The sequence below is a fragment of the Ancylobacter mangrovi genome (genome assembly GCF_024752335.1).
Taxonomy (GTDB): domain Bacteria; phylum Pseudomonadota; class Alphaproteobacteria; order Rhizobiales; family Xanthobacteraceae; genus Ancylobacter; species Ancylobacter mangrovi.
In genome coordinates, this window is the sequence record NZ_JANTHY010000001.1 from 598,128 (window position 1) to 610,449 (window position 12,322).

11 protein-coding genes are annotated in these 12,322 nt (G+C 70.0%); 4 read left to right on the forward strand and 7 right to left on the reverse strand.

All coding sequences use genetic code 11. The annotated features are described in order from the left end of the window. The first annotated feature begins 17 nt into the window (after window positions 1-17). From NVS83_RS02795 to NVS83_RS02805, 3 genes are all read left to right on the forward strand, one after another. Entirely contained in the window at window positions 18-1,316 is a 1,299-nt protein-coding gene (locus tag NVS83_RS02795; RefSeq protein ID WP_258737963.1) for a glycosyltransferase, read from the forward strand. 65 nt (window positions 1,317-1,381) lie between these two features. After that, window positions 1,382-3,055 (forward strand): NAD+ synthase, encoded by a 1,674-nt coding sequence (locus NVS83_RS02800; RefSeq protein WP_258737964.1) that lies wholly within the window; start codon window positions 1,382-1,384, stop codon window positions 3,053-3,055. Between the two features lie 53 nt (window positions 3,056-3,108). Beyond that, window positions 3,109-4,455, forward strand: coding sequence for a glutamate--tRNA ligase (locus NVS83_RS02805; RefSeq protein WP_258737965.1), 1,347 nt, complete (start codon window positions 3,109-3,111; stop codon window positions 4,453-4,455). A 9-nt stretch (window positions 4,456-4,464) separates the two neighbouring features. Here NVS83_RS02805 and NVS83_RS02810 read toward each other — a convergent pair whose 3' ends face one another. From NVS83_RS02810 to xylF, 7 genes are all read right to left on the reverse strand, one after another. Beyond that, entirely contained in the window at window positions 4,465-4,902 is a 438-nt protein-coding gene (locus tag NVS83_RS02810) for a winged helix-turn-helix domain-containing protein (protein WP_258737966.1), read from the reverse strand. Window positions 4,903-4,958: 56 nt separating this feature from the next. Continuing rightward, window positions 4,959-6,344: a PepSY-associated TM helix domain-containing protein gene (locus NVS83_RS02815; protein WP_258737967.1), complete on the reverse strand. Its 1,386-nt coding sequence runs from the start codon at window positions 6,342-6,344 to the stop codon at window positions 4,959-4,961. Window positions 6,345-6,533: 189 nt separating this feature from the next. Then, window positions 6,534-7,118: a copper chaperone PCu(A)C gene (locus NVS83_RS02820; RefSeq protein ID WP_258737968.1), complete on the reverse strand. Its 585-nt coding sequence runs from the start codon at window positions 7,116-7,118 to the stop codon at window positions 6,534-6,536. A gap of 96 nt (window positions 7,119-7,214) precedes the next feature. Beyond that, window positions 7,215-7,607, reverse strand: coding sequence for a hypothetical protein (locus NVS83_RS02825; protein WP_258737969.1), 393 nt, complete (start codon window positions 7,605-7,607; stop codon window positions 7,215-7,217). 95 nt (window positions 7,608-7,702) lie between these two features. Beyond that, a complete protein-coding gene (locus NVS83_RS02830; protein WP_258737970.1) occupies window positions 7,703-8,518 on the reverse strand; it encodes an ATP-binding cassette domain-containing protein in 816 nt (271 codons plus the stop codon). A gap of 10 nt (window positions 8,519-8,528) precedes the next feature. Continuing rightward, window positions 8,529-9,839, reverse strand: a complete 1,311-nt coding sequence (locus NVS83_RS02835; protein WP_258737971.1) for a sugar ABC transporter permease — start codon at window positions 9,837-9,839, stop codon at window positions 8,529-8,531. Window positions 9,840-9,934: 95 nt separating this feature from the next. Continuing rightward, complete coding sequence (gene xylF, locus NVS83_RS02840; protein ID WP_374114509.1) at window positions 9,935-10,975, reverse strand: D-xylose ABC transporter substrate-binding protein; 1,041 nt, start codon at window positions 10,973-10,975, stop codon at window positions 9,935-9,937. Between the two features lie 289 nt (window positions 10,976-11,264). Here xylF and NVS83_RS02845 point away from each other — a divergent pair, with 289 nt between their 5' ends. Further along, on the forward strand, window positions 11,265-12,302 hold the full coding sequence (locus NVS83_RS02845) for a LacI family DNA-binding transcriptional regulator (RefSeq protein ID WP_258737972.1): 1,038 nt from the start codon (window positions 11,265-11,267) through the stop codon (window positions 12,300-12,302). Window positions 12,303-12,322: the final 20 nt, after the last annotated feature.

The following is a 12,322-nucleotide window of genomic DNA, read 5'->3' on the forward strand; positions in this document are numbered from 1 at the left end:
GCAGGGGCGGCTGGCGGGTGCGTATCGTCTTCGACGTTTCCGATGTGATCATCCAGATCCACAGCGGCAACAATGTCGGTGGCATTCTGCGGGTGGTGACGCGGCTTATGCGTCACGCCCGCGACCATGACGTCGACGGGCGGCTGGAGTTCATCTTCTACCACCCGCGGCGCCGCGCCTTCGTCGGCATCGACCCCGAATTCTTCTTCGACGCGCTCGGCGAGCGGGTAGATGTGGTCGACAACGCGCTCGACCTGCGCGGCGTGCTGTTCTCGGTGAACCACGCCAAGTACCGCAAGCGCCCGCTGCGCGCCTTCACCCACAAGGTCGAGCGCCGGCTCAAGCACATGGCGAAGCTGTGGCGCGAGCCGGAGCCGAAGATGGACCGGCCCAAGGGCTGGGCGCTGCGCCCGTGGGACCTCGGCGCCGAGAAGGTGCGCGTCGCCCTGCTCGGCATGGCCTGGAACGTGCGCGACCAGAGCCGCCGCCTCGCCGAGCTGCAGAAGCGCGGCGACGTCGAGGTGGTGCTGCTGGTGCACGACCTCATCCCCATCGTCGCGCCCGCGATCCACGAGATGAACCAGCAGTTTGCCGACTGGTTCGCCGAAGTGGTCGGCGTCACCACGCGCTTCCTCGTCATCTCCGACTATACCGGCCAGGACGTCGCCGCCACCGTGCCCAAGCTCGGCGGGCGGGTGGAGTGGATCCGCCGCGTGCCGCTGGCGCACGAGTTCGACGTGAGCGAGGAGGGCCCGCTGCCGGCCGAGTTCCCGAACGGCTTCGTGCTCTCGATCGCGCCGCTCGCTTTGCCGCGCAAGAACCTCTGGATGCTCATCAAGGCGTGGGAGAAGCTGCTGGAGCGGGTCGGCCCCGAGCTGCTGCCGACGCTCGTGCTGGCCGGCGCGCACGGCAAGAAGGCGCGCGAGTTCGAGGAATACATGGCCGCGCGGCCCGCGCTTGCGCCCCATGTGCTGCTGCTCGAGCGCCCGAAGGACCGGACCATCACCGCGCTCTACCGGCACTGCCTGTTCACGGTCTATCCGAGCGTGTTCGAGGGCTGGGGCCTGCCGGTTGGCGAGGCGGCGTGGTTCGGCAAGCTGTGTGTCGCCTCCAACGCGACCTCGATCCCCGAGGTGGTCGGGCCGGCGGCGGATTATTTCGACCCGGCCGACCTCGACGAGATGGTGGCCAGGCTGGAGCGGCCGATCCGCGACCGGGCCTATCTCGCGGCGCGCGAGAAGGACGTCGCAGGCGTCGAGCTGCGCCGCTGGGAGGACGTCGCGCGCGATCTCGTCGTCGCGCTCGAGGCGCCCTGAGATCGCGGCGCCGCGCCGCGCGCGATCGATTGCCCAGAAGAGGCCTTGGCGCTAAACCTCCGCCCATGTCCGAAGCTCCCGCCGACCAGCTCCTCATCGCCTTCGCGCAGCTCAATCCCACGGTCGGCGACATCGCCGGCAATGTGGAGAAAGCCCGCGCCGCCCGCGCGCTCGCGGCCGAGCAGGGGGCGGATCTCGTCCTGTTCACCGAGTTGTTCATCTCCGGCTACCCGCCCGAGGACCTGGTGCTGAAGCCGTCCTTCCAGGCCGCCTGCCGGCAGGCGGTGGAGCGGCTCGCCGCCGAGACCGCCGATGGCGGCCCGGCCATGCTGGTGGGTACGCCCTGGGTCGACGGCGGCAAGCTCTACAACGCCGTGGCGCTGCTGGAGGGCGGGGCGGTCTCGACGCTGCGCTACAAGGTGGACCTGCCCAATTACGGCGTGTTCGACGAGAAGCGCGTCTTCGCCACGGGGCCGATGCCGGGGCCGATCCCGTTCCGGGGCGTGCGCATCGGGGTGCCGATCTGCGAGGACATCTGGTCGGAGGACGTGATCGAGTGCCTTGCCGAGACCGGCTCGGAGATGCTGCTGATCCCCAACGGTTCGCCCTATCGCCGCACGGTCTATGACGAGCGCATGAACGTCGCGGTGGCGCGGGTGGTGGAGAGCGGGCTGCCGCTCGCCTATGTCAACCAGGTGGGCGGGCAGGACGAGCTGGTGTTTGACGGCGCCTCCTTCGTGCTCAACGCCGACCGCTCGCTCGCCATCCAGTTCCCGAACTTCCAGGAGCGGGTGCGTCTCACCCGCTGGGAGCGCTGGGCGGACGGCTGGCGCTGCGAGGAGGGCGCGCGGGCTCCGCTGGTGCTCGACGATGAGGCGGACTACGCCGCCTGCGTCATCGGCCTGCGCGACTATGTGGAAAAGAACCGCTTCCCCGGCGTGGTGCTGGGGCTTTCCGGCGGCATCGATTCCGCGCTCTGCGCGGCGATGGCAGCCGACGCGCTGGGGCCGGAGCGCGTGCACTGCGTGATGCTGCCCTACCGCTTCACCTCGAACGAGTCGCTGTCCGACGCGGCGGGCGTCGCGCAAGCGCTGGGCTGCCGCTACGACATCGTGCCGATCGCGGGAGCGGTGGAAGGGCTGGAAGCCTCGCTCGCCCCGCTCTTTGCCGACACCGAGCGCGGCGTGACCGAGGAGAACCTGCAGTCCCGCGCACGCGGCACCATCCTGATGTCGATCTCCAACAAGTTCGGCGCCATGGTGGTGACGACCGGCAACAAGTCGGAGATGTCGACCGGCTACGCCACGCTCTATGGCGACATGAACGGCGGCTACAATCCGCTGAAGGACCTCTACAAGACCCAGGTGTTCCGCCTGTGCCGGCTGCGCAACCGCTGGAAGCCGGCGGACGCGCTGGGCGCCTCGGGCATCGTCATTCCCGAGAACATCATCGTGAAGCCGCCCACCGCCGAGCTGCGCGAGAACCAGAAGGACCAGGACAGCCTGCCGCCCTACGAGGTGCTGGACGCCATTCTGGAGCGGCTGGTCGAGCGCGAGATGCCCGCCGCCGACATCGCGGCCGAGGGCTTCGACCCGACGCTGGTGGCGCGGGTGGAGCGGATGCTGAACATCGCCGAGTACAAGCGCCGGCAGGCGGCGCCGGGCGTGAAGGTGACGGCGCGCAATTTCGGCCGCGACCGGCGCTATCCGATCACCAACCGGTTCCGCGAGACCGCGTGAGGGATCGGGGCCGCCATTGCCCCGCTCCGCCGCCTCGGCCATAAGCGCGCGCCATGAGCACTCCGATCCTCCGCTTCGCCCCCTCGCCGACGGGCCTGCTGCATGTCGGCAATGCGCGCACGGCGCTCTACAACGCGCTCTATGCGCGGCGCGAGGGCGGGACCTTCATCCTGCGCTACGACGACACCGACACCGCCCGCTCGACCGCCGCCTTCGCGCAGGCGATCGGCGAGGACATGGCCTGGCTCGGCATCGCCCCCGACCGCGTCGAGCACCAGTCGGCCCGCCTGCCGCGTTACGACGCGGCGGTGGAAAAGCTGAAGGCGGCGGGGCGGCTCTACGCGGCCTATGAGAGCGAGGAGGAGCTGGAGGCAAAGCGCCTGTCGCGGCGCCGGCGCGGCCTGCCGCCGATCTACGACCGCGCGGCCCTGAAGCTCACCGACGCCGACCGGGCGCGGCTGGAGGGCGAGGGGAGGCACCCGCACTGGCGCTTCCGGCTGGACGGGCGGCGCGTCGCCTGGGTCGACCTCGTGCGCGGCGAGCACGCGGTCGACACCGCGACGCTCTCCGACCCGGTGCTGATCCGCGAGGACGGCAGCTATCTCTACACGCTGACCTCGGTGGTCGACGACATCGAGATGGGCGTCACCCATGTGGTGCGCGGCGAGGACCACGTCACCAATACCGGCGTGCAGATCGAGATCGCCGAGGCGCTGGGCGCGGCGGCGCCGGTGTTCGGCCATCACAATTTGCTCACCCTGCCGAGCGGGGAGGGGCTGTCGAAACGGCTCGGCCATCTCTCGCTGCGGGCGCTGCGCGAAGAGGGCGAGGAGCCGCTGGCGGTAGCGGCGCTGGCGGTGCTCACCGGCACCTCGCTGGCGGTGGAGCCGGTGGCCGATCTCGACGCGCTGGCGGCGAAGATCGATTTCGGCCGCATCTCGCGTGCGCCGGCGCGATTCGACCCTGCCGAGCTGACGGCCTTGAGCGCGGCGACGCTGCATCATCTGCCCTTCGCGGCGGTGGCCGGACGGCTGGCGGCGCTGGGCGTCGGCGGTGGGGAGGCGTTCTGGCTGGCGGTGCGGGGAAATCTCGCGCGCTTTTCCGATGCGCGCGCGTGGTGGCGGGTGGTCGAGGGGCCGCTCGATCCGGTGACGGCGCCCGAGGATGCCGATTTCCTCGCCGCCGCCGCCGCGTCGCTGCCGCCAGAGCCGTGGGACGAGGGCGTCTATCCGCGCTGGATCGCGGCGCTGAAGCCGGCGAGCGGACGGGCCGGGCGGGCGCTGTTTCACCCGCTGCGCCTCGCCCTGACGGGAGCGGAGAGCGGGCCGGAGCTGAAGGCGCTGCTGCCGCTGATCGGGCGCGAGAAGGCGCTGGCGCGGCTGTCCAGGAAACGGGGCTAGCGCGCGTCCTCAGCGCCGGCCGGCGCCCTTGGCCGGGGTCGCGGCCTCGACCGTCTCGGGCGTCCAGTTGGGATCGAGCGCGGCGCGCAGCTCCGCCGCCTCCTTCGCCGTGGCGGCGGCGCTCTTGGCCTCGATGGCGCGGTAGAGCGTGATCAGCCGCTCGCCGAAGGCGGTGAGGTCGGTGCCGTGGCCGCGCCGGCCGGGATGGGTCTCGACCACGGGCTCACGGAAATTTCGCCCCACCTCGTCGATCAGCAGCCAGGCGCGGCGATAGCTCATGCCCATCTTCTTGGCGGCGGAGAGAATCGAGCGCTCGGCGCGCACGGTCTCCAGCAGGTCGATCATGCCCGGGCCGAGATGGCGCCCGTCGCCGAAATAGACCCGGATGAACAGGCCGTCGCGGTGCTGCGCGGCGTCGTCGGTCTCGTCACTTTCCTGCGGGTCCATGGCACCTCTTCCCCCGTCGCGATTTTAGGCGAAGAGGTGCCGCGCTGGAACCCGGCTCAGGCGGCGCGCAGCCGCCGCGAACGGCGCGCGAGGCCGAGGTCGAGCACCAGCATCACCACGAGCGAGGCGCCGACCAGCGGGAAGATGAGCCCGAACACCGCCATGAGCGCCACGAGGCCGCGCATCGCGGCGGGGGTGGAGGGCATCGGCGGCACACCGAGCGAGCCGCTCGGCCGGCGCTTCCACCACATCACGCCGGCCGAGACCGCCATGACGAGGATGGCGAGGCACAGCGCCAGCATGAAGAGCTGGTTCGCGAGGCCGAATTCCTGGCCCATATGGACGTTGATGCCCCACTCCATCGCCTTCGCCGCCGGGCCGTAATCGGCATAGCCCATGTTGATCAGCGGAGTGCCGCTGTACTGGTCGAGATGGACGATGCGCTGCTTCGACAGGTCGGCGGGATAGACGGTGGCCGAATAGACCCCGGTAGGCGAGGAGGGCAGGCTCAGCGCGTAGCCGGGAGACACGCCGAGCCGCTCGAAGATCGCGGCGGCGGTGTCGATGCCGATCGGCTGCGCGCCGGCCGGGGCCGATTCCGGCATCCGCGCCTGTTCGAGCGACCAGGTGGTGGGGCCGGTCGCGTGGGCGAGGTGCTCGTCCGACATCGGCACGTCGGTGTAGACGCCGGCCGGGTAGCCGTAGTTCGAGCTGTTGGCGAGCTCGTTCACCTTGGCGCCCCAGAGCACGGTCCACGGCATGCCGGAGAGCGCCATGAAGCCGATGGCGAGGCCCGCGAAGGCGCCGGTGACGGCGTGCAGGTCGCGCCAGAACACCCGGCGCGCCGGCGTGCCGCGCACCGAGACCACGCCGCCGCGCCGGCGGCGCGGCCACCACAGATAGAAGCCGGTGCCGACCAGCAGGACCGACCAGCCGCCGACGATCTCGATGATGCCGTTGGCGACCGGCCCGAACTCGGCGAGGCTGTGCAGCCGGCGCACGATCCACATGATGGTGCCGCGATCGGGCAACTCGCCGAGCACGCGCGCGTCATAGGGATCGACATAGACCGAGCGGCGCTCGCCGCCGGCGGTCTTCACCACCACCTCGGCCGAAGTCTCCGGCGAGACCGGGGTGACGACCTTGACGGCGGTGCCCGGTCGCTCGGCCAGCGCCGCGGCGACCCAGGCGCTCGGCGCTTCCATCGGCGCCGCCCGGTCCGCCACCTCCTTCAGGTCGCTGTGCCAGGCGGCGTCGATCTCGTTGTGGAACAGGTAGAGCCCGCCCGTCACCGCGAGCAGCACCATGAAGGGCAGCACCATGAGGCCGGCATAGAAGTGCCAGCGCCAGACAGCGCGGTAGAGATTGGCCGCGCGTTCGGGCGCGCCGTCCGGGGAGGCGGCAGAAAGGGGGGAGGCGGCAGGCAAAGGGGTGGCGTTCATCGGATCGGGTCCGGAAAAAGGGGTGAAGGAGGGCGCAGCCGGCCGCGCCCGGCGACGCGGCCGGGCGGGCTTTCGCTGCGGATCGGCGGCTGTAAGCTGCGCCGGGCCCGGGGAGCCGGGCCGGCCGGCCTCAGGCGCCGGCGCTCAGTCGTGTGCGGTTCGGATGCGCGTCGCGCGGCCGCGCGTCGCTCAGTTGCTGGGCGCGGGCATCTTCATCGGCTCCGTCATCGGCATGGACATGTCGCCATGCGCGTCGTGGCCGGCATCTTCGGAACCTTTCGGCCCGCCCATGCCCTCGATCTTGAACACGACGTCCACCGTGCCGGCCTTGGCGAAGGTCAGCGTGCCCTTGAAGCTGTCGCCCTGCTTCAGCGGGTGCTTCAGTCCCATCAGCATCAGATGGTAGCCGCCGGACGCGAACTTGACCTCACCGCCGGCCGGGATCTCGACCCCGTCCTTCAGCATCCGCATCTTCATGACGCCGTCGGTGACGGTCATTTCGTGGATCTCGACATGGTCGGCCACTTCGGCGGTGGCGGCGACCAGCGTGTCGGGGGTCTTGCCTTCGTTGGTGACCGAGAAATAGCCGCCGCCGACCTTGGCGCCGGCGGGCGTCATCCGCGCCCAGGGATGGCCGATCTCCAGCTCGCCGATCTTGAAGCCATGGGCGAAGGCCGGCTGCGCGGCGAACAGGGCGAGGGCGGCGAGGAGGACGGCGAGGCCGATGCGGTCCTCTGCGTGGCGGAGGACACGGGACAGGGTGAAACGGATCATGATGGGCACTCCCATTGCGCCGGCGCGCCACGACGGGTTCGCGGCCGGCATCGATGTCGACTGACGTTGAAAAGGCCGCGCGCTGGGCGCGGAGCGTCAGGCGAGGGGAGGCGCGCGGGTGTTGCGGGGGGAGCGTTCGGCCCCGATGACGGGCGCGAGCGTTGCCGGCGGCAGCACGGCCGCGACGACGACCGCCGGGCGCTCGGCCGGCACGAAGCCGGCGGCGGGCGGCAGCGGCGTGCCGACCGACATGAGGCACCCGGTCGAGCAGCAATCGGGAAGGTGGTGGGACGGATCGGCGGGCGCCGCGGGTGCGGAGGAGGTACCGTGCAGGCCGCGGCAGATGACCTGCGCGAAGCTGTCATAGCCGGCGCCGGCCGCGGCATAGGCGCCGGAGGCCATGCCGCCGAGGAACGCCTGGAGCACGACGAGATAGGCTATGGCCAGGGCCATCGCCATCCGGCGCAACATGTGGCGTTCGTCGGTCATTACCCTGCGTACTCCCGTTCCGACGCTCTAGCACGCCGGGAGGGAGCGCGGAACAGCGGCGCAGTGCCGCTGCCCCGCCGTTCGCTCGACGTCGCTCAGTCCGTCGTGGCGCCGGGGCCGGGAATGGCGCCGGGCGGGCTCTTGCCGAGGATGATCATGCCCAGCACCTCGTCCTTGGTGACATCGGAGGTACGGGCCGAGCCCACGAGCTGGCCGTTCTTCATCACACTCACCCGGTCCGCGAGGTCGAACACGTCGTGGATGTCGTGGCTGATGAGGAAGATGCCGATGCCTTCCGCCTTGAGCTGCTTGATGAGCTCGGCCACCTGCGCCGTCTCCTGCGGGCCGAGCGCGGCGGTCGGCTCGTCCATGATCAGGATCTTGGCGTTGAAGTGGATGGCGCGGGCGATGGCGACCGACTGTCGCTGGCCGCCGGACAGGCCCCGCACCGGCTCCTTGAACTTGCGGAAGTTCGGGTTGAGCCGGCCCATCACCTCGCGCGTCGCCGCCTCCATGGCGACGTCGTCGAGCGTGCCCCACGGGGTCATCAGCTCGCGGCCGAGGAACAGGTTGGCGGCGGCGTCGACATTGTCGGCCAGCGCCAGCGTCTGGTAGATCGTCTCGATGCCATAGCGCTTGGCGTCGCGCGGATTGCCGATCTCGGCCTTCTCGCCATTGATCCGGATCTCGCCGGAATCGGGCCGGTAGGCGCCGGCGAGGATCTTGATCAGGGTCGACTTGCCGGCGCCGTTGTGGCCGAGCAGGCCGACCACCTCGCCGGGATAGAGGTCGATCGAGACGCCGTCGACGGCGTGGATGCCGCCGAAGGCGATGCGGATGTCGCGCATCTCGACCAGCGGCTCGCCGCTGCGGGCCGGCGCGGCCGGCTGGGTCATGGTGACGGTGTTCATGGTCGCGCCCTCACTTGAACCGCTTGCGGTAGGCGGTGTCGATCCACACCGCGAACACCAGCACGGCGCCGACGACGATGTTCTGGTAGGGCGTGTCGACGCGCATCAGAACCATGCCGGACTGCAGGCTCTGCATCACCAGCGCGCCGAGCATGGCGCCCGCGATGGTGCCCGAGCCGCCGGCGAGCGAGGTGCCGCCGATCACCGCCGCGGCGATGACGTAGAGCTCGTCGAGCGTGCCCTGCGCGTTGGTCGCCGAGTTGAGGCGGGCGGTGGAGATGGCCGCGCCGATCGCCGCCAGCGCGCCCATCAGCGAGAACACCATCAGCGTCACCCGCTTGGTGTTGATGCCGGCGAGTTCGGCCGCCTCCGGGTTGCCGCCGATGGCGAAGACGTAGCGGCCGAAGCGGGTGCGGGTGGTGATGAAGGTCATGATGATGCCGACCGCCAGCGCCACCAGCACCGGCACCGCATAGCCGAAGCTGATGTGCAGCCCTTCCGGCGGCACGGTGATGCCGGCCGCCTGGGCGAAGCGCCGGGCGAGCGCGGCGGGCAGCTCGTAGGCGTTGACCACCAGCGTCGCCGCGACGACCGCGGCGCAGCCGGCGGCGACGGTGACGATCTCGGCCCAGAGCGGCTTCAGCGGGAAGTGGAAGCGCTGGCGCTGGCGCCGCGCCTGCAGCGTGGCGGCGGCGATGGCAAGGCAGGCGATAACGGCGACGATCCAGCTCCAGGTCGCGCCGATCGAGCCGCTCGCGCCGCCGCCCAGCAGCTTGAAATTGTCGTCGGTGAGCGGGATGGTCTTGCCTTCCGCAACCGCCCAGGCCGCGCCGCGCCAGACCAGCAGGCCGCCCAGCGTGACGATGAAGGCGGGCACGCCGAGATAGGCGATGATGAAGCCGTGCAGCGCGCCGATCAGTGCGCCGGCGGCGATGCCGGCGGCCAGCGTCAGCGCCATCACGGCCGGGTTGTTGAAGCCGAAGGCCGGCGTGAGGTAGCTCGCCTGGAACACCGCCATGATCATGCCGGTGACGCCGAGGATCGAGCCGACCGACAGGTCGATGTGGCGCATCACGATCACCAGCACCATGCCGGTGGACATGACCGCGATCGACGAGCTCTGGACCGACAGGTTCCAGATGTTGCGCGGCGTCAGGAAGGTGCCGTCGGCGAGGAAGTCGAACACGATCCAGATGGCGGCGAGGGCGCCGACCATGCCGAGGAAGCGGACGTCGATCTCCAGGGCGCCGATGAATGAACTCGCCGTCCGCTTGGGCTGCGAGGAGGGAACCGGCGTGGTGGCCGTCGTGGTATCGCTCATGAGCGTCCTCCATGGCCCCCGGGGTGCTCGCGCGGGGCGGCGCGCCCGGCGGTTGGCGGCGAGGTTGTCTCCCCGCCGCCGGAATTACCGGGATGTCAGTCGCAGGCCTTCACGGTGCCGGGCTTCACGCCCTGGCAGACCGTCGCCTTCGGCACCCAGCCGGCTTCGATGATCACGTCGAGATTGTCCTTGGTGATCGGCACGGGCTTCAGGAAGGTGGAGTTCATCGGAACGCCCTTCGGCCCGCCGGTGAAGGTGGTCGTGCCTTCGATCGCCTTGGGATCGGCGCCCTTGGCGAGCTCGATCGCGATCTCCGCGGCGCGCTTGCCGAGCTCGCGGCTGTCCTTCCACACCGAGACCGTCTGGGTGCCGAGCGCGATGCGGTTCAGCGCCGCGAAGTCGGCGTCCTGGCCGGAGACCGGCACCGTGCCAGCGAGACCCTGGGCCGCGAGCGCGGCGATGGCGCCGCCGGCGGTGCCGTCGTTCGAGGCGACCACGGCGTCGATCTTGTTGTTGTTGGCGGTGAGGAGTTGCTCGGTGTTGCGCTGGGCATTGGCGGGCAGCCAGCCGTCGGTATAGGCCTCGCCCACGTTCTTGATGTCGCCCTTGTCGATGGAAGGCTTCAGCACTTCCATCTGGCCCGAGAACAGGAAGTCGGCATTGGGGTCGGCGGCCGAGCCCTTGATGAAGATGTAGTTGCCCTTCGGCTTGATCTTCAGCACCTCGGACGCCTGCAGCCGGCCGACCTCCTTGTTGTCGAAGGTGATGTAGTAGGCGTAGGGGTTCTCGATCAGCCGGTCGTAGCCGACCACCGGGATGCCCTCGTTCTCCGCCTTGGTGATGGCGGGGGTGATGGCGTCCGAATCCTGCGCCAGGATGATGAGGGCGTTCGCGCCCTGCGCGATCAGCGCCTCGACGTCAGAGAGCTGCTTGGAGGCGGAGGACTGGGCGTCGGCCGAGATGTACTTGGCGCCGGCGGCTTCCAGCGCCTTCTTGATCGCCGCCTCGTCCGTCTTCCAGCGCTCCTCCTGGAAGTTCGACCAGCTCACGCCGACCACGACGTCTTGGGCATGGGCGGCGCCCATGGCCACCAGCGTGGCGAAGGCCACTGCGGCGGCGGACTGTTTCAACTTCATGCTTTCCTCCCATCAAGGATGCTTTGCGCGATGCCGGCCGGCTGGGCGCGATCCTTCGAGGGCCGCGCATGCCAGGCTCCTTGCTTGACGTTCGAACCTCAATACAGGCCTCGTCCGTCGTGTTCTTGATCGACCTATAGAGGTCGACTGGCCTTCAGAACCCATCATCTAGGACGGATTTCTGGCGCAGGCTAGCAAGGCAACTCCACGTTGGCGCTCGATACTTGGTCTAATACGGCGTTCCGCAGCTTGAGTTGCGTACCTCAGATTTTGTGGGCAACATGACCTCATGTCCAGAGTTGTTTCGCGCATCACCCTTCAGGATGTCGCCCGTGAGGCCGGCGTCTCGCTGGCGACGGCCGACCGGGTGCTGAATGGGCGCACCGGCGTGCGCAACGTCACCGCCGAGCGGGTGAAGGACGCGGTGGCCCGCCTCGGCTACCGCCCGAACCTCGCCGCGGCGCGGCTGGCGCGCGGCGAGACCTACCGCTTCTGCTTCGTGCTGCCGGCGGGTTCGAACGTGTTCATGCGCATGCTCGGCGAGCAGGTGACGAACACGGCGAGCTGGCTCGCCGCCAACAACGCCTATATCGACACGCTGCGCGTCGACGTTTTCGCGCCGGAGACGCTGGCCTCCGCGCTCGAGGGGCTGATCGGCCATTATGACGGCGTGGCGGTGGTGGCGCTCGACCATCCGCGGGTGCGCTCGGCGATCGACGACCTCGTCGCCTCCGGCGTCGCGGTGGTGACGCTGGTGTCGGACGTACCGGCTTCGCACCGGCTGCGCTATGTCGGTATCGACAACATCGCCGCCGGGCGGACCGCCGGCACGCTGCTCGGCCGCTTCGCCGCGGGGCGCAGCGGCTCGGTCGGGCTGATCGTCGGCACCCCGGCGCTGCGCGACCATGCCGAGCGCCAGTTCGGCTTCACGCAGGTGCTGGCCGGCGAATATCCCGCCCTCAAGGTGCTGCCTGCCCGCGAGAGCTTCGACGAGGAGGAGCGCACCCAGGCGATCGTCGCGGGCATGTTGCGCGACGTGCCGGACCTCGTCGGCCTCTACAATGTCGGCGCCGGCAATCGCGGCGTCGCGGCGGCCATCAGCGCCGCCAACCGAGCCTCGGACCTCGTCTTCATCGGCCACGACCTGACCGACGACACCCGCCGCTTCCTGCTGCGCGGCGTGATGGACGCGGTGATCAACCAGGATCCCGGCCACCAGTCGCGCTCGGCGGCGCGGGTTCTGCTCGCGCACTGCGCGGGGGAACCGCTGCTTAACGAGCAGGAGCGTATCCGCATCGACATCTTCGTGCGGGACAACCTCCCGTGACCCGTTCCACTCTCTCAGTT

Bases quoted from the DNA above. Each gene is read 5' to 3' on its own strand.
- NVS83_RS02800 (WP_258737964.1), top strand. From the start codon at position 1,382: ATGTCCGAAGCTCCCGCCGACCAGCTCCTCATCGCCTTCGCGCAGCTC.
- NVS83_RS02805 (WP_258737965.1), top strand. From the start codon at position 3,109: ATGAGCACTCCGATCCTCCGCTTCGCCCCCTCGCCGACGGGCCTGCTG.
- NVS83_RS02810 (WP_258737966.1), bottom strand. From the start codon at position 4,902: ATGGACCCGCAGGAAAGTGACGAGACCGACGACGCCGCGCAGCACCGC.
- NVS83_RS02815 (WP_258737967.1), bottom strand. From the start codon at position 6,344: ATGAACGCCACCCCTTTGCCTGCCGCCTCCCCCCTTTCTGCCGCCTCC.
- NVS83_RS02820 (WP_258737968.1), bottom strand. From the start codon at position 7,118: ATGATCCGTTTCACCCTGTCCCGTGTCCTCCGCCACGCAGAGGACCGC.
- NVS83_RS02825 (WP_258737969.1), bottom strand. From the start codon at position 7,607: ATGACCGACGAACGCCACATGTTGCGCCGGATGGCGATGGCCCTGGCC.
- NVS83_RS02830 (WP_258737970.1), bottom strand. From the start codon at position 8,518: ATGAACACCGTCACCATGACCCAGCCGGCCGCGCCGGCCCGCAGCGGC.
- NVS83_RS02835 (WP_258737971.1), bottom strand. From the start codon at position 9,839: ATGAGCGATACCACGACGGCCACCACGCCGGTTCCCTCCTCGCAGCCC.
- xylF (WP_374114509.1), bottom strand. From the start codon at position 10,975: ATGAAGTTGAAACAGTCCGCCGCCGCAGTGGCCTTCGCCACGCTGGTG.
- NVS83_RS02845 (WP_258737972.1), top strand. From the start codon at position 11,265: ATGTCCAGAGTTGTTTCGCGCATCACCCTTCAGGATGTCGCCCGTGAG.